Source organism: Mycobacterium sp. SMC-11, assembly GCF_046250095.1.
Taxonomy (GTDB): Bacteria; Actinomycetota; Actinomycetes; order Mycobacteriales; family Mycobacteriaceae; genus Mycobacterium; species Mycobacterium heraklionense_A.
The window spans coordinates 4,830,971-4,851,956 of the sequence record NZ_CP176430.1; the positions used below are offsets into that span (position 1 = coordinate 4,830,971).

Annotated in this window: 16 protein-coding genes; 10 read left to right on the plus strand and 6 right to left on the minus strand. The window is 69.0% G+C overall.

Translation table 11 applies throughout. The features are described from left to right. Positions 1-21 precede the first annotated feature (21 nt). The 3 genes from ACKY0X_RS22400 to ACKY0X_RS22410 are packed head-to-tail and all read left to right on the plus strand — an operon-like array spanning position 22 to position 1,942. The gene (locus ACKY0X_RS22400) at positions 22-711 is read left to right on the plus strand and encodes a sensor domain-containing protein (RefSeq protein ID WP_409427779.1); all 690 of its coding nucleotides are present in this window, start codon (positions 22-24) and stop codon (positions 709-711) included. Between the two features lie 23 nt (positions 712-734). Next, positions 735-1,352 carry a hypothetical protein gene (locus ACKY0X_RS22405; protein WP_409427780.1) on the plus strand — a complete coding sequence of 206 codons (618 nt, stop codon included), beginning with the start codon at positions 735-737 and terminating at the stop codon, positions 1,350-1,352. Then, on the plus strand, positions 1,349-1,942 hold the full coding sequence (locus ACKY0X_RS22410; RefSeq protein WP_409427781.1) for a hypothetical protein: 594 nt from the start codon (positions 1,349-1,351) through the stop codon (positions 1,940-1,942). Before ACKY0X_RS22405 ends, ACKY0X_RS22410 begins: the two co-directional genes overlap by 4 nt. Positions 1,943-2,193: 251 nt before the next feature. On the opposite strand, the gene ACKY0X_RS22415 is transcribed toward ACKY0X_RS22410, so the two are convergent. Then, a complete protein-coding gene (locus tag ACKY0X_RS22415) occupies positions 2,194-3,702 on the minus strand; it encodes a hypothetical protein (protein ID WP_409429746.1) in 1,509 nt (502 codons plus the stop codon). A 5-nt stretch (positions 3,703-3,707) separates the two neighbouring features. Next, entirely contained in the window at positions 3,708-6,590 is a 2,883-nt protein-coding gene (leuS, locus tag ACKY0X_RS22420; protein WP_409429747.1) for a leucine--tRNA ligase, read from the minus strand. Between the two features lie 243 nt (positions 6,591-6,833). Here leuS and ACKY0X_RS22425 point away from each other — a divergent pair, with 243 nt between their 5' ends. Next, the gene (locus ACKY0X_RS22425) at positions 6,834-7,772 is read left to right on the plus strand and encodes an LpqN/LpqT family lipoprotein (RefSeq protein WP_409427782.1); all 939 of its coding nucleotides are present in this window, start codon (positions 6,834-6,836) and stop codon (positions 7,770-7,772) included. A gap of 24 nt (positions 7,773-7,796) precedes the next feature. Continuing rightward, the gene (locus ACKY0X_RS22430; RefSeq protein WP_409427783.1) at positions 7,797-8,246 is read left to right on the plus strand and encodes a hypothetical protein; all 450 of its coding nucleotides are present in this window, start codon (positions 7,797-7,799) and stop codon (positions 8,244-8,246) included. Positions 8,247-8,273: 27 nt separating this feature from the next. On the opposite strand, the gene ACKY0X_RS22435 is transcribed toward ACKY0X_RS22430, so the two are convergent. Continuing rightward, positions 8,274-8,879 (minus strand): YqgE/AlgH family protein, encoded by a 606-nt coding sequence (locus ACKY0X_RS22435; RefSeq protein ID WP_406759500.1) that lies wholly within the window; start codon positions 8,877-8,879, stop codon positions 8,274-8,276. 125 nt (positions 8,880-9,004) lie between these two features. On the opposite strand from ACKY0X_RS22435, the gene ACKY0X_RS22440 reads away from it, so the two are divergent. Both ACKY0X_RS22440 and ACKY0X_RS22445 read left to right on the plus strand, forming a co-directional pair. Beyond that, a complete protein-coding gene (locus tag ACKY0X_RS22440) occupies positions 9,005-10,312 on the plus strand; it encodes an MFS transporter (protein ID WP_409427784.1) in 1,308 nt (435 codons plus the stop codon). Then, on the plus strand, positions 10,299-11,072 hold the full coding sequence (locus ACKY0X_RS22445; protein ID WP_409427785.1) for a TIGR03084 family metal-binding protein: 774 nt from the start codon (positions 10,299-10,301) through the stop codon (positions 11,070-11,072). Before ACKY0X_RS22440 ends, ACKY0X_RS22445 begins: the two co-directional genes overlap by 14 nt. 115 nt (positions 11,073-11,187) lie before the next feature. On the opposite strand, the gene ACKY0X_RS22450 is transcribed toward ACKY0X_RS22445, so the two are convergent. From ACKY0X_RS22450 to ACKY0X_RS22460, 3 genes are all read right to left on the minus strand, one after another. Further along, positions 11,188-12,060, minus strand: coding sequence for a PE-PPE domain-containing protein (locus tag ACKY0X_RS22450; RefSeq protein ID WP_409427786.1), 873 nt, complete (start codon positions 12,058-12,060; stop codon positions 11,188-11,190). A gap of 98 nt (positions 12,061-12,158) precedes the next feature. After that, positions 12,159-12,689 carry a pullulanase gene (locus ACKY0X_RS22455; protein WP_409427787.1) on the minus strand — a complete coding sequence of 177 codons (531 nt, stop codon included), beginning with the start codon at positions 12,687-12,689 and terminating at the stop codon, positions 12,159-12,161. A 25-nt stretch (positions 12,690-12,714) separates the two neighbouring features. Next, positions 12,715-14,157 (minus strand): CCA tRNA nucleotidyltransferase, encoded by a 1,443-nt coding sequence (locus tag ACKY0X_RS22460; protein WP_409427788.1) that lies wholly within the window; start codon positions 14,155-14,157, stop codon positions 12,715-12,717. A 322-nt stretch (positions 14,158-14,479) separates the two neighbouring features. Here ACKY0X_RS22460 and ACKY0X_RS22465 point away from each other — a divergent pair, with 322 nt between their 5' ends. From ACKY0X_RS22465 to murJ, 3 genes are all read left to right on the plus strand, one after another. After that, the gene (locus ACKY0X_RS22465; RefSeq protein WP_409427789.1) at positions 14,480-15,244 is read left to right on the plus strand and encodes an NUDIX hydrolase; all 765 of its coding nucleotides are present in this window, start codon (positions 14,480-14,482) and stop codon (positions 15,242-15,244) included. Between the two features lie 77 nt (positions 15,245-15,321). Next, positions 15,322-17,598: a hypothetical protein gene (locus ACKY0X_RS22470; RefSeq protein WP_409427790.1), complete on the plus strand. Its 2,277-nt coding sequence runs from the start codon at positions 15,322-15,324 to the stop codon at positions 17,596-17,598. Beyond that, positions 17,595-20,975 carry a murein biosynthesis integral membrane protein MurJ gene (murJ, locus tag ACKY0X_RS22475; RefSeq protein ID WP_409427791.1) on the plus strand — a complete coding sequence of 1,127 codons (3,381 nt, stop codon included), beginning with the start codon at positions 17,595-17,597 and terminating at the stop codon, positions 20,973-20,975. The genes ACKY0X_RS22470 and murJ overlap by 4 nt, the downstream gene beginning before the upstream one ends. The last annotated feature ends 11 nt before the right edge of the window (positions 20,976-20,986 follow it).

Sequence of the window (20,986 nt, forward strand, 5' to 3'; positions counted from 1 at the left end):
ATGCGAGGAAAGGCGGCAGCGATGAAGGCACCGCAGGGACTGCTTTTCGGAATAGGCGTCATGTGCCTGGGCACGCTGGTCGCCGGGCTCCTTCCGGTCGCCGCGGCCGATTCGGGCGACGCCACGGTGCCTGCAGGCAAGGTCGAGTCACTGTTGTTGTCCCCGGCCGCGGTCGGCGACATCGTCGGGGTCACGTTCGACTGGGAAAAGGCCAACCGGCGGCCCTACAAATCCGACGACCTCGGCGAGCACTCGGCGTGCGCGATGCTGACCGGTCCCGACGTCGAAACCTTCGGCCGCGACTACACCGGCTACCGGTTCCGCGCCGACCGGGACGACGCCGAGAACTGGGAGTTCACCGTCCAGCAGCGGGTGGCGACCTACGCCGACGCCGCCACGGCGACGCAGACCTTCCAGAAGGTGTTCAGCAAGGCCGCGATGGCCAAGTGCAACGGGGTCATCGCCAGCATCAAGGACAACACGGACGCCCAGTGGCGGTTCCGGATTCAGACGGTGACCCCGACCTCGGCCCGGTGGGTGGAGGACCAGCTGTCCGACCAGCAGCCGATCGGCTACAGCTGCTCGGATGTCGCCGGGGTGACCCGCAATGTGCTCTACAGCATCAAGGTGTGTCAGTACGGCAACGGCGGACCCGCCGCAGCCACCATCGCCGAACGCATCACCAGTCAGGTCGCCGGCGTACGCGCCTGATACGCGCTGCGACTGAAGAATCCATGGCCCCGAACAAAGTCACGCAACGCATCTCAGCGGTGGGCCCCTGGCTGCGCGGTGAACTCAAGCGGCGCAAGTTGCGTCAATTGCGGACATTCACCGCCGGCGTGATCCTGGCCGTAGCCGGCCTGTTCGGCGGGCTGGACACAGTGGATGCCGGCCCCAGCGTCTTTGCGGCCGACGAAGCGCACAGCGATGGTGAGTTCACCCTGACCATCGCCCGCGCTTCGGTGGTCAACGAGCTACGCGCCGGTCGGCGGATCATCGCACCGGCCCAGCCCGGCCATCGCTATCTGGGTGTGGTGAGCACGGTCCGCAACGACGGCACCATTCCCGGCCGGCTGATCGGCGAACTGCAGCTGCGCGACCAGCCGCAAAGCACCTCAGTCGGGGTGTTTCGGATGATCGACGGCTCCCCCATCACCCAGTTGGGGCCGGGCCTCGAAGAGCAGCTCGTGTTCGTGTGGCGCATTCCCGACAGTGCGATTCATCCGGACCTCACCGTGACGTTGCGGGTCACCCAGAAACGCTTTACCGAATTGCTGGTCACCTACGGCCGAGACTGGGTGGACAGCTCGAGCGACTACGCCGAGATCACCCTGCCGGTGACCGTCAAATGAGCGCACCGGTCCGGCGATCCCGCCCGGGACTGACTGCCGCCCTGGTCGCGGCGCCGATCCTGGTGGCTGCCGCGCTGCTGTGGCAGCACCTCCCCGACAGCACTCGCGTCTACGGACCGTTCGATGTCCCCGGCCGGTTCGGCGTCGAGACCAGTGGGCGTTCGCTGACGGTCACCGTCGACGGCGTACAGCTGACGCGTGAGGTACAAGGGTCGGCGCGGTGGGCGAACCCGCCGCCGGTGACCGCCGCTGGGGCGTGGGTGGTGGTGCGCGCGAGTGTGTCGGCGACTGAGCGGACGGCGATGCCCAGCGTGGAACTTCGGGTGGGCCCCAACACCTACCGGCCGTCCGATCGATTCCCCAGCTACACGCTGGGCTACCGCGCCGATCCGGGCATTACCCAGCGCGGCGCCTGGGTCTTCGACGTGCCACCCGAGCTGTTCGACCCGCCCGGGGCCGACCCGTTCGAGCTGCACGTGTGGCCCGGCCTCGACGACCGCCTGGATGACCGGTTGGTGATCAACCTGCGCGGCCACCTGGATTCCACCTCCGGCACAGTCCTGGTGGTGGCACCGGAGGTGACGGGATGAGCGACCGCACGCTTCGCCTTTGGCAGCGCAACGTGATCGGACTCGCGGTGGCCGCCGTCGCCGCGGCCGTCCTCGGGATCACTGAGCTATATCCAGACTGGTCGGCTTATCGCGCCCGCGTCACTCCGGCCGTGCTGGTCACGAAGGCCGACAGCGTGACCGCCTACGGGCAGACCTGGCGGTTGGGCTCGATCCACCACCTCAACGCGGTGCCGCATGCACCCACGGCCGCCCTGCCGGCTCACACGGCGCTAACCGTGGTCACCGTCGAGCGGACCGGAACGCCTCTCGCCGGGGAATGCACCGCGGTCATCACCGACGGGCGGCGTCGCTGGCAGACCGCCGCCATCGGAAACGCGGCGCCATTGGTCGGCGACGCCACCGACCGGTGCACCAAACCGGGGCCGCTGCAACTGAGTTTCCTGCTGCCGTCGGATGCCGTGCCCACCGCGGTCGACCTGATCAACACCGACGGCGCCATCATGCTGCGATTCGCCTTGTGAGCCCGGGCTTCCCGCGTCAGCGGTGACGGTGGCCAGGTTGGCCCGGCGCACGCAGTAGGCGAACATCGCCGCGACCAGGGCGATCCGCAACGGCTGAATGATCAGCTGCGAGGCCAGGCTCATGGTGCCGCCGAACGCCGACCAGAACTCCGGGCCGTGCGGACCGAGAACCTTTGCCATCCCCCGGTACAGGTAGCCTTCGGTCAGCTGAGTGCGGTAGAAGCTGCCCCGCATGTCCAGCCACGCCAACACCAGATACGCCAAGACATAAGCGGACAGGCCCACCACACCGCCGTGCAGAATCAGCCGGGCCGCATCGACAATCGGGCCGAACCGTCCGGTCTTGGACTTGGCGTACTCCGTGGCCCGCGACCGTAGCTGTTCGGGTGTCTGTCGCCAGCGCTCGGTGACCCCGACCGCCGTCTCCCCCGGCGCGCCGGCTCGCCGCAGGACGGTCGGCCAATCGATCTGGGCGGACACCCCGTAGACGATTCCGGCCGCGGCCAGCCACATCAGCGGTACGGCCGCACCCCCGAACACCGTCCGCACCAGCCACATCAACCCCTGCCACGCCGTCTGCAACGACTGGACGTGCGAGAAAGCGTCAGCACGAACCGTGTTGAACCACACCACAAGACGACGATGGCTGATCCAATCGCCGGGTTTGATCAACACGGTGATGCCCGCCGCCAGCGAGAAGGTCAGCACCAGGAACACCCACAGCGCATCGATATAGACGCGCAGCGCGATCAGCGCTGTCGGCAGCCGACTACTGAAGTGCCCTAATACGTAACGGGCGACCAGGGCACCAGCCACCACCACCCAGGTGGTTCGGGAGATCGGCAGCATCTCGGTATTGATCCCGCTCATCGCGTCGGCTACCCGGTAATCGAGCGCCAGACGTTGATAGGCCAGCCAGTCTTCCTTGAACATCTGCCAGGCCAGATAGATGGCGAAGAACGGCACGATCACGGTGGTGAACAGGTCGATGCTGCGCAGCGACCGGCGCGGCAGCGCGGCCACCTCGGGGAGACCGCGGCGCAGCACCAAGAACATCGCCACGTAGGAACCCAGCTGTGCCAGGCCGGCGCCGGGCATGATCAGTGCCGCCCACAACGGATTGCTGTGGCCGGCCCAGGCGGCCGCGGCGATAACCACCCGGCGGACCACCAGTCCGGCGAGGTAACACGCTGCCAGCTGCGGCCAGTACCGCCACCACAGGACGAATGGCGTCAGTAAGTTCCGCAGCACCGGCATCGTTGTCACACCACCAGATTCACCAATCGGCCGGGCACCACGATCACCTTCTTCGGGGTGGCACCGGACAGGAATGCCTGCACCTTCTCGTCGGCCAGCGCTGCGGCCTTGATCGCGTCGCCATCGGCATCGGCGGGCACCGTGACCAGTCCGCGCTTCTTGCCGTTCACCTGTACCGGGTAGTCGACGGTGTCGGTCACCAGGTAGGCCGGGTCGGCCACCGGGAACGGTCCGTGCGCCAGCGAGGAATCGTGACCGAGTCGCCGCCACAATTCTTCGGCCAGGTGTGGAGCCAGCGGTGCGAGCAGCAGCGCCAGCGGCTCGACCGCCGAGCGCGGAACCCCTTCGCGATGCTGTTTGGTCAGGTGGTTGGTGTACTCGATCAGCTTGGCGGCCGCGGTGTTGTTGCGCAGTGCCGCGTAATCTTCCGACACCCCAACGATCGTGCGGTGCAGCAGTCGCAGGGTCTCGGTGTCCGGTTCGCCGTCGAGCACCCGGGTCTCGCCGGTCTCCTCGTCAACCACCAGCCGCCATACCCGCTGCAGAAAGCGATGTGCGCCGACCACATCCTTCGTGGCCCACGGCCGCGACATATCCAGCGGACCCATCGACATCTCGTAGACCCGCAGCGTGTCGGCCCCGTAGCTGTCGCAGATCTCGTCGGGAGACACCGAATTCTTCAGGCTCTTACCCATTTTGCCGTATTCGGCGAACACTTCGGTGTCACCGTCGGCGCCCGGAAGGTAGAACTTTCCGTCGCGTTCGGTGACTTCGGCTGCCGGCACATAAGACCCGCGGGCGTCGGTGTAGGCGGCAGCCTGGATGTAGCCCTGGTTGACCAACCGGCGGTAGGGCTCACGCGAGCTGACGTGCCCGAGGTCGTAGAGCACCTTGTGCCAGAAGCGGCAGTACAGCAGGTGCAGCACCGCGTGCTCGGCGCCGCCGACGTAGAGGTCCACGCCGCCCGGGTCATCGGGTCCGTGCTCGGCGGGCCGGGGCCCCATCCAGTAGGCCTCGTTCTCCGGCGCGCAGAAGCGTTCGGCGTTGTGCGGGTCGGTGTAACGCAGCTCGTACCAGGAACTTCCGGCCCACTGCGGCATGACATTGGTGTCACGGGTGTAGGGCTGCAGTCCGTCGCCGAGGTCCAGCTCGACATGCACCCAGTCGGTCGCCTTGGCCAGCGGGGGCGAGGGTTCGCTGGACGCGTCGTCCGGGTCGAACAGCACCGGTGAGTAGTCGGCGACGTCGGGCAGCTCGACCGGCAGTGCCGCCGCGTCCAGCGGGTGCGCGCGACCGTCGGCATCGAAGACGATCGGGAACGGCTCGCCCCAGTACCGCTGCCGGGCGAATAGCCAGTCCCGCAACTTGTATTCGATGCGCGCCCAGCCGCGGCCCTGCTCCTCCAGCTGTTGCGTCATCGCCTTCTTGGCGTCACCGACCGCCATTCCGTCCAGCGGACCGGAATTGACCAGAGTGCCGTCACCGGCGTAAGCGGATTCTGAAATGTCGCCACCGGCAATGACTTCGACTACCGGTAGGCCGAACTCGGCGGCGAACTCCCAGTCGCGCTGGTCGTGCCCGGGAACCGCCATGATGGCGCCGGTTCCGTAGCCGGCCAGCACATAATCGGCAATGAAGATCGGCACCTGCTGCCCGTTGGCGGGGTTGGTGGCGTAACTGCCTAGGAACACACCGGTTTTGGTCTTGTTCTCCTGGCGTTCCAGGTCCGACTTCGCCGCGATCGCCTTGCGATAGTCGGCGACGGCAGCTGTCGGGGTGGCTGCTCCGAAAGTCCAGCGCCCGTCCACCCCGTCCGGCCACGCGTCGACAGTCAGCCGGTCGACCAGCTCGTGCTCGGGAGCCAGCACCAGATAGGTGGCACCGAAAAGCGTGTCCGGGCGTGTGGTGAACACCTCGATGTCCACCGCTGAACCGTCAGTGGTGGCCGCGCCGAACAATGCCGCCGCACCGGTGGAGCGCCCGATCCAGTTGCGCTGCATGGTCTTGACCTTCTCCGGCCAGTCCAGCAGCTCGAGATCGTCGAGCAGCCGGTCGGAGTATGCGGTGATCCGCATCATCCACTGCCGCAACCGCTTCCGGAACACCGGGAAATTCCCGCGGTCGCTTCGCCCATCGGCGGTGACCTCTTCGTTGGCCAACACGGTGCCCAGCCCCGGACACCAGTTGACCATCGAGTCCGTGCGGTAGACCAGTCGGTGGCCGTCGATGACGTCGGCACGCTCACCGGCCGACAACTGCGCCCAGTCTCGGCCGTCATCGAGAGTGCGTGCACCGGAGTCGTATTCGGCGATCAGCTCGGAGATGGGACGCGCCTTGTTCGCACTCGCATCGAACCAGGCGTTGTAGATCTGCAGGAAGATCCATTGCGTCCACTTGTAGAAGTCGACGTCGGTGGTGGAGAAGCTGCGTCGGCTGTCGTGACCCAGGCCGAGGCGTCGCAGTTGCCGGCGGAAGTTCTCGACGTTGGCCTCGGTACGCGTTCGTGGGTGGGTGCCGGTCTGCACCGCGTACTGCTCGGCGGGCAGGCCGAACGCGTCGAAGCCCAGGGCGTGCAGCACGTTGTGGCCGGTCATCCGGAAGTAGCGGGCGTAGACGTCGGTGGCGATGTAACCCAGCGGGTGCCCGACGTGCAGGCCGTCCCCGGACGGGTAGGGGAACATGTCCTGGACGAACATCTTGTCGGCGGGAACGGCCGAACCGTCGGTCGGCGCGAGCGACCCGACCGGGTTGGCGACGTTGAAGGTGCCCGCTTGCTCCCAGTGGTGCTGCCAGGTGTCTTCGATACGCCCGGCCAGCGTCGCGTTGTAGCGGTGCCGGGGTGCCTGGTCGGTGGGGTCGCTGTGCTCATGCGGCGGTCCCAGCTTCACCTCGCCTCCGGCGAGCCTCGCTGAACCGCCGGGTCCCTGGGTGGTCGGGGCTTCGTTCACCTCAACAGGGTAAACGGCGGCGCTTCTCGGTCTGATCGCCACAGCTTGGTATCAGTTGGATTGCGACCCGGTGAGGGGTTCGTTCCAGGTCGGTTGCAGCCCTGGCGACGCTGTCGGCGCGTGGCTACCGTCATTTCACGGCCAGGGCATCACTACCCGGCCCGCCCCGGAAGGACCCTGGAGATGACGAACACCGCGCACCGTTGGCGACTCCTTTTCGGCTGCGCCGCTGTCATGGCGGCGGGCTTGGCCGGTATCCCCGCCGTGGCGGCCGAGCCGCTGGTCCCGGCACAGCCGAACCCCTACGGCCCCGCCGCCCAGCCGGCAGCGGCGCCGGTAACCGGGCCGCTCGCGTCGGCGCCGCGCCCGGCGGCTCCGGTGCCCGCGATCCCGCCGCCGGCGGGCGTGCCTGGGGCCCCGGCGGCGGTAGCGCCGCCAAGCGGTCTCGTGCCGGCGACCTCGGGCACCCTGCGCGACTACTTCGCGGCCAAGAAGGTGCAGTTGCAACCGCAACAGCCCGCCGGGTTCAACGCGTTCAACATCACCTTGCCGATGCCGGCGGGCTGGTCCCACGTGCCCGACCCCAACGTCCCCGACGCGTTCGCCGTGATCGCCGACCGGCGCAGCGGGTCGCTTTACACCCCCAACGCCCAGGTCGTGGTCTACCGGCTGGACGGGCAGTTCGACCCGAAGGAAGCGATCACGCACGGGTTCGTCGACAGCCAGACACTGATGGCCTGGCAGACCACCAACGCCTCGCTGAACGACTTCAACGGGTTTCCCTCGTCGATCATCGAGGGGACCTACCGCGACGCCGACATGACGCTGAACACGTCGCGGCGCCACGTGATCGTGCCGACAGATGACACGGCCTATCTGGTGTCGCTGACCGTTACCACCGGTGCCGGTCGCGCGATCGGCACGGCTCCGGCGACCGACGGGATCATCAACGGATTCCGTGTCGAGCGGCCCGGGACCAACCCGCCGCCACCTGCCCCCAGCGGTCCGGTGCAATCGGGCACGGTGCGCCACCAGGTGGGCACCGCTCCGCCGCCGCTCGACGCCCCCCACCCTCCGGTGGAGTCCGGCGTCATCCGCCACCAGGTGGGCACCACGGGCTAACCGCCCGGCTCGTATGGTGGACCCATGCTGATCATGGGTGCCTTGTGCCTGGTTGCGGCGTTGGTGTCGCTGGTGTTCGGTGTGCGGACGTTGGTGCGCCCGCTCACCGGTGACCCCGAACAGTTGGTGCTGCGGGCTGTCGCGCCCGCCCAGATCGCCGTCGGGGTGATCCTGGGCGCGGGTGGCGTGCTGGTGCTGGCCGGCCCGCCGTCGATGGCACTGCTGGCGCTGATCATCTCGATCACCGGGGCACTCGCCACGCTGGCCGCCGGAGCCTGGCAGGGGGCCCGCTACGCGGCACGGCTGTCGGCTCAGGCCAGCGCGGCAGCCCCCGCCGGCTGTTGCGCCTCGGGCTGCGGTTGCGGCGACAGTGCGCCCGTCGAGGAGGCGGGTTGCGGTGCGGGCTGCGGCTGCGGAGAACCCGCGCCGCCGGAGCCGGCCTCCGGGTGCGGCAGCGGCTGCGGCTGCGGGTAAGACGCTCGGGCGGCGCTGGCCGCCGCCTCAGTTGCGGCTGATGTCGATCGGGTGGGTGGCCAACAGCGCGGTGGGCCACGGCTGCCGGCGCAGCGCTCGCCCCCATAGGTCGACTCGTGGCGGCACCATCACATCCGACGGCAGCGCCGAGAGCACGATCCAGTCATCACGCTCGATCTCACCCTCGAGCTGGCCGATGGTCCAACCGGCGTAGCCGGCGAAGATCCGCACACCCTCCACATGCGGCGCGACGGTCTCGGGATCCGCATCGAGATCGACCATCACCAGCCGACCGTCGATGTGCCGCAGACCGGGCACACCGTGGGGCTCGGCGCCGACCCGCAACAGCCCGACGCACAGGGCGGCGTCGCGTTTGACCGGGCCGCCGATGAACATCGTTTTGGGTTTGGCGGCCAGCTCGGACCACTGCGGCAGCACGTTGTAGACAGCGGTTTCACTGGGGCGGTTGAGCACCACGCCCAAGGTTCCACCGTCGTTGTGCTCGACCACATAGATCACCGTGCGGCGAAACGTGGGTTCGAGCAGATCGGTGTTGGCCAACAGCAGCGTGCCGGCCCGTACCCGATGCGCAGCGGGCGCGACATAGTCCTCGGGATCTTCGGGTTGGGCCATTTTTCCATCATGACACCCGCCGCCGTCATCCGTGTTGAGCTGTGCCGAACATCGACCGACCCGCAATATTTGTAGGCTGGTTTGGGGCCGGTGCCGCGCCGCCGCCCGAGTCTGGAAGAGGTTCTGTGGTGGACAACCGCGCACCCGCGACACTGTGGCGGTCGGCGCGCGGCCTGCCGGAGTTCCGCAGACTGCTGGAACTGCGGGCCGCCAGCCAATTCGGCGACGGCCTGTTCCAAGCCGGGCTGGCCGGAGCGCTGCTGTTCAACCCGGACCGGGCCGCCTCCCCGTGGGCGATCGCGGGTGCCTTCGCCGTGCTGTTCTTGCCGTATTCGGTGCTGGGGCCGTTCGCCGGCGCGCTGCTGGACCGCTGGGATCGTCGCCAGGTGATGGTGGTGGCCAACCTCGCCCGGCTGGTGCTGGTGCTCGGGATCGCGGCGCTACTGGCTGTCGGTGCCGGTGATCTGCCGGTGCTGTGCGCGGCACTGATCGCCAACGGGTTCACCCGGTTCATCGCCTCGGGACTGTCGGCGGCGCTGCCGCACGTGGTACCGCGCGAGCAGGTCGTGACGATGAACGCCGTGGCGATCGCCACCGGTGCGGTGGCCGCCTTCTTGGGCGCCAATTTCATGCTGCTGCCGCGCTGGCTGATCGGCGCCGACGACCGCGGTGCGGCGTCGATCATCGCGGCCGTCGCTATCCCGGTCGCGATCGCCCTGGTGCTCTCGCTGCGCTTCGAAGCCCACGTGCTCGGTCCGGACGACACCAAGCGGGCGATCCACGGCTCGGTGCTTTATGCGGTGACGACGGGCTGGATGCACGGCATCCGGACGGTGCGCGACCGGCCTACCGTGGCCGCCACCCTGTCCGGACTGGCCGCGCACCGCATGGCCTTCGGCATCAACACGCTGGTGGTGCTGGTGCTGGTGCGGCACGTCGGCGAGCACACGGTGTCCGGCCTGGGCACCACGGCGCTGTTCGTCGCCTCGGCCGGCGCCGGGTCATTTCTGGCCACGGTGCTGACCCCACCGGCGGTGCACCGCTGGGGCCGCTACGCCACCACCAATGGCGCCCTGGCCGCGGCTGCGGTCATCCAACTGGCCGCCGTCGGGCTGTACCTACCGGTGCTGGTGTTGTGCGGATTCCTGCTCGGAGTCGCCGGGCAGATGGTCAAGCTCTGCGCCGACACAGCCATGCAGATCGACGTCGACGACGCCTTGCGCGGACACGTCTTCGCGGTACAGGATTCGCTGTTCTGGGTGTCATTCATCGTCGCTGTGGCCGGCGCCGCGGCGCTGATTCCCCCCGACGGGCAGGCGCCGTCGCTGATTGTGGCCGGCACCCTGCTGTATCTGGTCGGTTTGGCCGGTCACGCGTTCATCGGGCGGCGGCGCGAACCGGTGAGCCTAAAGTACGAGCATGGCCGAAACTGAATCGATCGTCGCCGATCTGAGCGCCGAAAGCGACGAGCTCGACGCCCTGGTGGCCCCGCTTGCCGACAGTCAATGGGGCACGCCCACGCCGGCGGCGGGCTGGACGATCGCCCATCAGATCGCGCATCTGCTGTGGACCGATCGGGTGTCGCTGACCGCCATTACCGACGAGGCGGGTTTTGCTGCCGCACTCGCCGACGCGATGAAGGATCCGGCCGGATTCGTCGACGCCGCCGCCGACGAACTGGCCCAGCTGCCGCCGGCCGAGCTATTGGCCGACTGGCGCTCCACCCGCGCGAAGCTGCACCAGGAGCTGCTCGGTGTGGCCGACGGTCGCAAGTTGCCCTGGTTCGGTCCGCCGATGAGCGCGGCCTCGATGGCCACTGCTCGACTAATGGAGACCTGGGCGCACGGCCTGGACGTGGCCGACGCACTCGGGGTGCGCCGGCGCCCCACGGCGCGGTTGCGGTCGATTGCCCACCTGGGGGTGCGGACCCGGGACTTCGCCTTCACCGTGCACAACCTGACCCCGCCGGCCGAACCGTTTCACGTGGAACTTCACGCTCCCGAGGGCGGGGTGTGGGCATGGGGCCCGGTGAACGCCGCCCAGCGGGTGACCGGAACCGCCGAGGACTTCTGCTTTTTGGTGACGCAGCGGCGTGCGCTGGCCGACCTGGACGTCACCGCCCACGGCGACGACGCGCAGCGTTGGTTAGAGATCGCCCAAGCCTTCGCGGGGCCTCCCGGCTCCGGTCGATGAGCGCTTGCGCGAAGAGAGTCGGAGCCGCATCAGCCCGGCCGGGGGCGCTGAGCGCGTCAGCGCGAAGCGAGACCCGGCCGCATCAGCCCGGCCGGGGGCGCTGAGATCTCGCGCCTCAGAACCAGGCCAGGACTCCGCCGATGATCATGTCGAGCGAATTCAGCAAGGCCTGGAACATGTTCACGTTGGCGGAGTCGATCATGTGGTACGTCGCGTTTCCGATCACCTCATCGGTCGCGCTGGCGATCTCCGCCGGAGTCAAGCCCAGGTATGCGAGGTGGTCGCTGAACATGCCGACCATCTGCTGGCCGTTATCCCAGTTCGCGAAGCCGTCGCTGGAGAGAGAGTAGACGTCTGTCGTGTACAGATCACTCGGGGTCACCAGGCCGATGACCGAGTCAATGTGCATCATCTCGGCGAACTGATAGACCATGTTGATCACGTCGCCATGCCACGACTCCGGTATCCCTTGCAGCAACGTCGCCATGAATCCGCTCAGGAATCCGCCGTCCGCGGCACTGTCACCCACCATCACGAAATGCAGTGCGTCCAAAGGCATATCGGGATACTGCTGATGGAGTTGTTCTGCAGCCAGCCCCGCCGCCACATTGGATTGCGAGTAACCGAAGATGTACAGCGGGTCTTCGGAACTGAACGCGCCGTCGCTCCATCGCTGGGCGATCGCGTCAGTCAGGATCTGGGTGGCCCCGCTGATGCTGGCGTTCAGATCGTTGGTTTCGGGCACCTGTAGAAACGTCGCCGTTCCGTCGGGGTCGAACCCGTTCGGCACCAGGTACAGGTCTTTGCTCAGGTCGAGCCAATACTGGTTCATCGCCGGGATCATGACCAGGGCTTCTGCGGCCAGGCCGTAATCGAGGATCCGGTGATCACCAGCCGCGGCGAGGCCCGCGCCACTGGCCGCTCCGATCACCGTCGGGGCGGCCACCAGCGGTGCCCCCAGGAGGGCGCCCACCCACATCTTCATCATTGGTGCCCCCCGTGGGGTGTCCTGCCCGAGGCAAAGATGTCGCCGGGTTCAGTATCTCCGGCTTCGCCGTTCGTCGATACCCCTAGCTGTCCGGCAGTTCACAACACGGTGGCGCCATCGGCGGCACCGTCACCATCGGCGTCGGTGAGCTTGACGTTCCACCGCCCATCGGCGTCGGTGTCGACGTAGGCCGCGCCATAGCGGCCCGCCGCACTGCCGATCAGCACCCGATCAGCCCGCCCGTCACCGTCGGAGTCCAGCAGCCGGTCGTTGACCCGCCCGTCGCCGTCGAAATCCACCAGCGGACCGCCGGTGTGCTCGATGTCGTCGAGACCCAGCCAGCGCAGCCCGCCCGATCGATCTGCCGAGCCCGCCATGGCGCCGTGTCCCCAGGTGCCGGAGCCGTCGTCGATGAAGGAGGCCTCCGGGGTGCCGTCGTCGTCGAGGTCCAGCAGGAGGTGATCGGCCACACCGTCCCCGTCGAGATCCACCAGCGCGTCGTCGCGCAGTCCGTCGCCGTCGAAATCGAGGCTGATGGCGTCGGCCACCCCGTCCCCGTCAAGATCCAAGTCCGCAACGCCGGTCCACATCGTGGCCGCGCCCTCACCGTCGCCCAGGCAGTAGTCCATACTCTGCTCAGACGCGCAGATCCCGCTAGCGGTTCCCCTGGTTCTGCCACCACGACAGCAGCTCGGCCGTCGCCTCCTCGCGCGTCAGCGGCCCGCGCTCCAGGCGCAGCTCCTTGAGATGGCTCCATGCGCGGCCCACCTGCGGACCCGCCGGGATATCGAGCAGCGCCATGATCTCGTTGCCGTCGAGGTCCGGGCGCACCCGCTGCAGGTCTTCCTGCTCGGCCAGAACTGCGATCCGCTCTTCGAGCTGGTCGTAGCTGGCCTGCAGGCGCGCCGCGCGCCGCTTGTTGCGGGTGGTGCAGTCGGCCCGCACCAGCTTGTGCAGCCGTGCCAGCAGCGGTCCCGCGTCGGTGACGTAGCGCCGCACCGCCGAGTCGGTCCACTTGCCGTCGCCGTAGCCGTGGAACCGCAGGTGCAGGTAGACCAGCTGGGACACGTCGTCGACCATCTGCTTGGAGTAGCGCAGCGCGCGCATCCGTTTCCGGGCCATCTTCGCGCCCACCACCTCGTGGTGGTGGAAGCTCACGCCTCCGTCGGTTTCGTGCCGGCGGGTGGCGGGCTTGCCGATGTCGTGCAGCAACGCCGCCCAGCGCAGGACCAAATCGGGGCCGTCATCCTCCAGGTCGATCGCCTGACGCAGCACGGTCAGCGAATGCTGGTAGACGTCCTTGTGCTGGTGATGCTCGTCGATCGCCATCCGCATGCCACCCACCTCGGGCAGCACCACATCGCCCATCCCGGTGGCCACCATCAGATCCAGGCCGGCTACCGGGTCGGCGCCCACCAGCAACTTGTCCAATTCGGCGGCCACGCGCTCCGCGGTGATGCGAGCGAGCTCTGGCGCCATGTCCTCGATCGCGGCACGCACCCGCGGCGCCACCGTGAAGCCGAGCTGCGAAACGAACCGGGCGGCGCGCAACATCCGAAGCGGGTCGTCGCCGAAGGAAACCTGCGGTGCGGTGGGGGTGTCGAGCACGCCGGCCCGCAATGCCGCCAGCCCGCCGAGCGGGTCGAGGAACTCCCCCGGCCCGGCCGCGGTGATGCGGACCGCCATCGCGTTGGCGGTGAAGTCGCGGCGCACCAGATCCTCATCGAGCGAATCCCCGAAGCGCACTTCGGGATTGCGGGACACCTGGTCATACTTGTCGGCCCGGAAGGTGGTGATCTCCACGCGTTGCCCGACCAGCGTTGCACCCACCGTGCCGAACTCGATGCCGGTGTCCCACATCGCTTCGGTGCGGCCCCGCAGAATGCGCTGCACCTGCTCGGGGCGCGCGTCGGTGGTGAAATCCAGATCCGGGCTCGGCCGGCCCAACAGCGCGTCGCGGACCGATCCGCCGACCAGGTAGATCTCCTGGCCGGCTTCGGAGAACATCGCGCCGAGGCTGCGCAGCAACTCGGCGTGCCGATTCAGCGCGACGGCCGCCGTGGTCAGCAGGTCAGCGTCTTGATGGGCTTCAGGCACGTTCGATGAGCTTAGCGGTGGTCGCGAGGACGGCGAAGCCGGGCGAAGCGGGCCACCGCCACCGGCACCGCGGTGGTCGCGAGGACGGCGAAGCCGGGCGAAGCGGGCCACCGCCACCGCCACCGGCACCGCGGTGGTCGCGAGGACGGCGAAGCCGGGCGAAGCGGGCTGTCTCGCGGCCGAGTGTGCGGTTTCGTAGGTTTTTCGCGGGCCGCGCCGACTATTCCGCACTCTCGGCGGACGCAACACGGCGAAACCGGGCCCCGCGGGTCACCGGCGAGGGAGGCAGGTCGGGCCGAGCGTGCCAGCTACTATCGCATGGGTGTCGGCCGACGGCGGAGAAGCCAATTCGGGACGGCGCCGCAGGCGGCGTCGTGGTCGACGCACGTCTGGTCCGAAAATCAACCACGCCGAATCCCCGGCCACCGAGGCCAGCCCCAGCCCGAGCGCGACTCCTTCTCGGGCGGCCCAGCGGCGGCCCCGCACCGCGCGGCACGGGCCGGATCGGTTGCGCACCGTGCACGAGACCTCCGCGGGTGGGCTGGTCGTCGACGGCATCGACGGCCCGCGCGAAGAGCAGGTCGCGGCGCTGATCGGCCGGGTCGACCGGCGGGGCAGGATGCTGTGGTCACTGCCCAAAGGACATATCGAAGTCGGTGAGACCGCCGAGCAGACCGCGATCCGCGAGGTCGCCGAAGAAACCGGCGTGCAGGGCAGCGTGCTGGCTGCGCTGGGCAGCATCGACTACTGGTTCGTCACCGACGGTCGCCGAGTGCACAAGACCGTGCACCACTATCTGATGCGGTTCTCCAGTGGAGAGCTATGCGACGACGATGTTGAGGTCGCCGAAGTGGCGTGGGTGCCGATCCGGGAGCTGCCGTCGCGCTTGGCGTACGCCGACGAGCGACGGTTGGCACTGGTCGCCGACGAGTTGATCGACCGGTTGCAGGCCGACGGCCCGGCCGCCCTGCCGCCCCTGCCGGTGACCGCACCCTGGCGACGCCAGCAGACGCATTCGCGCGCCCGCCGTACTCGCGCAGGCGAGAACTCGCCGGACCCGAAGAACGGTCGCAGGCTGGACCCGTGACCCGCACGCGACGAAGCGGTGGGGGTCCCTCGCCGAGGCGGTTGGCGGCCCTCCCGGCGGTGGTAGCCGCCCTCCTGATGACCCTCGGCACGGCGCTCGGCGGCGCCGCCCCGCACGTTCCCGCCGGTGAACCCGATGTGGCTCCGTTCGTCCAGGTCCGCATCGACCGCGTCACCCCGGAAGTCGTCACCACCTCCAGCGTCCCGGTCGTCACGGTCGCCGGCACGGTGAGCAATGTGGGCGACCGCCCGGTTCGCGATGTGATGGTGCGCCTCGAACAGGCCGGCGCGGTCGCCTCCTCTGCCGGGCTGCGCACCAACCTCAGCGGAGCCAACGACCAGTACCGCGCGGTAGGCACGTTCAGCACGGTGGCCGCCGAGCTGCAGCGCGGTCAGGAAGCCCGCTTCACGCTGTCGGCGCCGCTGCGCTCGGCGAGCCAGCCGGCCTTGAACGTTGACCACCCCGGCATCTATCCGGTGCTGGTCAACGTCAACGGCACACCCGACTACGGCGAGCCGACCCGGCTCGACGACGCCCGCTTCCTGCTCCCGGTGACCGGCCTGCCCAAGCCCGACGCGGACTCCGAACTTTCGGCCGGCGCCGTCGCCCCCGACATCTCCCAGCCGGTGCGCCTCACCATGTTCTGGCCGCTGGCCGATCGGCCCCGGCTGACCCCCGGCGCGCCCGGCGGCACCCTGCCGGTTCGGCTCACCGACGACGACCTGGCGACCTCGCTGGCCCCCGGCGGGCGCCTCGATGCGCTGCTGTCCGCCGCCGAATTCGCCACCAGCCCCGCTGTCGACGCCAACGGCGTGGTCAACCAAGCTCTGTGCCTGGCCGTCGACCCCGACCTAGTGGTCACCGTCAACGCGATGACCAACGGCTACGTCGTCGCCGACTCCCCCGAGAGTGCTACCTCGCATCCGGGCACCGGCCGCGAAGCGGCCCGGACCTGGCTGGAACGGCTGCGGCGGTTGGCACACCACACCTGCGTCACGGCGACCCCCTACGCGCAGACCGACCTGGACGCACTCGCGCGGGTCGGCGACGGGCGGCTCGACGAGATCGCGCTGCACAAACCCGCCGACATCGTCGACCGCATCCTCGAGGTGAGCTCCACCCGCGGTGTGATCCTGCTCGGCGATGGCCGGCTCACGGCCGGCGCCGCGGACCTGATCAGTGCCCAGAGCGGCGCGGTGGTGATCACCGCCGGCGACTGTGCGGCGCAGGACTCCGCGTCCGGCGCCTCGGCCACCGCCGACGTCACCCCGCGGCGGGTGTCCCCACAGCTGGTGGCCGTGCCCTATGACCCCGCCGTCGGCGCCGCGCTGGCGGCGATGGGAACCGATCCGGTCGCGCCCAGCTACCAGGACTCCTCGTTGGCCGTCCGGCTTCGTCACGACTCGGCGCTGGCCCGTCGCCAGGACGCCCTGGGCTCCATGTTGTGGCGTGGACTGGAATCCCCGGAGAGCCCCGGCGCGCTACGCGACGAGATTCTGATGCCGCCGGCGTACTGGAAACCCCGCGCCGACGACGCCCAGGCCGTGCTGACCACCTTGGCCACCGCGCTGCGCTCCGGGCTGGCCGTGGCACGGCCACTGACCACGGTGATCGCCGATGCGCGCAACGTGACAGCCCTCCCCGAGCATCCGCTGCCGACCCAACAGCCGGCGGGCGGTTTCAGCCCGGACGTCATTGGCGCGGTAGCCAACGACATCAGCCGGCTGTCGGGCTTGACCTCCGCGTTGACCACCGACGCCCGCACCGGCCTGACCGGTGACCAGTACACCGCGCCGCTCGCCGAAGGGATGCTGCGCGCGCTGACCCAGTCCGAGCCGGTCGATGTCCGCAACGGCCTGGCTGCGCAGCGCCTGGCGATCATCGGCGACACCGTCAACGACCTGATCGGCGCGGTCACCATCGTCAACCCCGCCGACTCCTACACGCTGGCCACCGAGCACAGCCCGCTGCCACTGGCGCTGCGCAACGACCTGGCGGTACCGATCCGGGTGCGGCTGCACGTCGACGCCCCACCCGGAATGACGGTGACCGATGTCGGGGAGTTGGAGTTGCCGCCGGGCTATCTGCCGCTGCGGGTTCCGGTCGAGGTACGCGTCAACCAGCACTTCGTCGTCGACGCCGCGCTACAAACCCCCGACGGTCTGCCACTGGGTGAATCCGTCCGATTGTCGGTGCATTCCAACGCCTACGGCATGGTGCTGTTCTTGATCACCATGACGGCAGCGGCGGCCCTGACGGTGCTGACCGGGCGCCGGCTCTGGCACCGCTTCCGCGGCCAGCCCGACCGGGCCGACCTGCCCGCGCCCCCACCGAACCCGGGTGCAGACCGGTGAGCACGCCGGCCCAGCAACCCGCACGCCCCGAGTTGACCGACGCTGCCGTGGTGTCGCGCTCCTGGGGGATGGCTTTGGCGACCCTGGTTAGCCGCATCACCGGGTTCGTCCGGGTGGTGCTGTTGGCGGCGATCCTGGGGGCCGCGCTGTCGAGCGCCTTCTCGGTGGCCAACCAGCTGCCGAACCAGATCGCCGCCCTGGTGCTGGAGGCGACGTTCACCGCGATCTTCGTGCCGGTGCTGGCCCGCGCCGAACGCGACGACGCCGACGGCGGCGCCGCGTTCGTACGCCGGCTGGTCACGCTGGCCACCGCCCTGCTGCTGGCCACCACCGTCATCTCGGTGGCGGCGGCGCCGATGCTGGTGCGGTTGATGCTGGGCGGGGATCCTCAGGTCAACGAGCCGCTGACCATCGCATTCGCCTATCTGCTGCTACCCCAGGTGATCTGCTACGGGCTGTCCTCGGTGTTCATGGCAATCCTGAACACCCGCAACATCTTCGGGGCACCTGCCTGGGCGCCGGTGGTCAACAACGTCGTCGCGATCGCCACCCTGGTGGCCTACCTGCTGGTGCCGGGGGAACTGTCCGTCGACCCGGTGCGGATGGGCAACGCCAAGCTGCTGGTACTTGGCCTAGGCACCACGGCCGGCGTCGTCGCCCAGACCGCCGTCCTGCTGGTTGCGATCCGGCGGGAGCGGATCAGCCTGCGCCCGCTGTGGGGAATCGACGACCGGCTCAAGCGTTTCGGCACGATGGCCTCGGCGATGGTGCTCTACGTCTTGATCAGCCAGGTCGGCCTGGTGGTGACCAATCAGATCGCCAGCACCGCCGCCGCGTCCGGCCCGGCGATCTACTACTACGCCTGGCTGTTGCTGCAGCTGCCGTTCGGCATGATCGGCGTGACGGTGCTGACCGTGGTGATGCCCCGGTTGAGCCGCAACGCCGCCGCCGGCGACGATCCCGCGGTGCTGGCGGATCTGTCCCTGGCCACCCGGCTGATGATGATCACCCTTATTCCGATCGTGGCACTGATGACCGTCGGCGGCCCGGCGATCGGCAGCGCGCTGTTCGCCTACGGCAACTTCGGCAACGTCGACGCCGGGTTCCTCGGCGCTGCGGTGGCGATGTCGGCCTTCACGTTGATCCCCTACGCCATGGTGCTGTTGCAGCTGCGGGTGTTCTACGCCCGGGAGCAACCGTGGACTCCCATCGCCATCATCGTGGTGATCACCGCGGTGAAGATCGTCGCGTCGATGGCAGCCCCGCATCTGACCGACAACCCTGATCTGGTGGCGGCCTACCTCGGCCTGGCCAACGGCCTGGGCTTTCTTGCGGGCGCGCTCGTCGGGCACGTGTTGCTGCGGCGCTCGCTGCGTCCGGTCAGTGGGCATCTGCTGGGGCCAGACGTGATCCGCACCGTGCTGGTGACGCTGACGGCGTCGCTGCTGGCCGGGCTGGTCGCCGAGGTGCTGGATCGGGTGCTGGGCCTGCGGATGCTGACCGACCACGGCGCGGCCGGATCGATGCTGCGCCTGCTGGTCATGACACTGGTGATGCTGCCCATCATCGGGGCGGTCATGGTGCGCGCCGAGGTGCCCGAGGCGGTTGCCTCCCTGGCCGCGGTGCGCCGAAGAATCGGTGCCGGCCGAGCCCAGATCGGCATGCCCAACCCGCCTTCTCCCGATCCGAGCGTCCCGTACGCTGAGCACAACCGTTTGCCCACAGCCGGCGGGGACGTCCCGAACGATCCCGCCGCGTACACGCCGCCGGAGCACATCGCCGGTGGCCGGACACCGAAAGGCGCGGAGGTGGCCGACATTCCTTCCGAGGGCGCCGGGTCTCGGGCCGCGTCGCGGACCGTTGCTCCGCAGCAGTCTCAGCGGGCCGCCGAGGCCCCCGAGTCAGCCGGCAACGACAGCTTGCTGACGCCGGGCCTGAGCATCGCCGGCGGCCGCTACCGGCTGCTGGTACGCCACGGCGGCACCCCGGTGCTGCAGTTCTGGCAGGCACTGGACACGGCGCTGGATCGACAGGTCGCGTTGACGTTCGTCGACCCGAATCAGACGATGGCCGATGACCAGCTCACCGGCGTGCTGTCGCGCACGCAGCGGCTCAGCCAGATCAACCTGCCCGGTATCGCCCGGGTGCTGGACGTGGTGCGCGTCGGTGCGGGCGGGCTGGTGGTCTCCGAATGGGTGCGCGGCGCCTCGCTGCAGGAGGTGGCCGGCACCGCGCCGTCACCGATCGGTGCCGCCCGCGCGATCCGGTCGTTGGCCACCGCTGCCGAATCCGCCCACCAGAATGGCGTGGCTCTGTCGATCGACCACCCGGCCCGGGTCCGGGTCAGCATCGACGGCGACGTCACCCTGGCCTTCCCCGCCACGCTGCCGGACACCAAGCCCGAGGACGACATCCGCGGGATCGGCGCCACCCTGTATGCGCTGCTGGTCAACCGGTGGCCGTTGGCCGATGCCGGGGCGGACGTGGGGCTGGAGCCCGCCGACCGCGACGAGGCCGGTAACCCGGTCAAGCCCGACGCGATCAACCCGGACATCCCGTTCCAGATCGCTGCGGCAGCCAGCCATGCGATCCAGCCCGACGGCGGGATCCGCGGCGCGTCGACGCTGTCGAACCTGCTGCAGCAGGCCACCGCCCTACACGAGCAGACCGAGCTGTTGGGCACGGTCGGCGACGAGGCACCCGCGCCCCGCCCGGCACCGGCGCCACCGGACGACGAGACGCGCGCCGAACGGCGCCGCCGGGTGCTGATCGGTCTGGGCATCGGCGGGGCCGTCATCCTGGTCGCCCTGCTGGTGCTGGCCTCGGTACTCAACCGGATCTTCGGCGACGTCAACGGGTTGGACAAGACCGAATTGGGCTTGAGCAGTCCGTCGGCGTCGTCGCAGACGGGCACCTCCGGACCCAGCGGCATCGTGAAGCCGGTGCAGGTGACGGTCTTCTCCCCCGGTGGCGAGGCAGACCGGCCCCAGGATGCCGGTCTGGCTATCGACGGCAATCCGGCCACCGCCTGGTCGACGGACACCTACTCCGACCCGGTGCCGTTCCCGAACTTCAAGAACGGCGTCGGGCTGATGCTGCGACTGCCCAAGCCCACCGTGATCGGCACGGTCACGCTGAACGTGTCCAGCACCGGAACCCGAGTGGAGCTGCGCTCCTCTTCGACGCCGAAGCCCTCGCGCCTCGAGGACACCACCCTGTTGGCCCCGGCGAAGGCGCTGCAGCCCGGTTCCAACAAGATCACCGCCGACTCAGCGTCTCCGACCTCGAACCTGCTGGTGTGGATCTCCACGATGGGCAACACCGGTGGCGAGAGCCGCACCCAGATCTCGGAGATCACCGTGCAGGGAGCGTCCTAAGCGATCGCGAG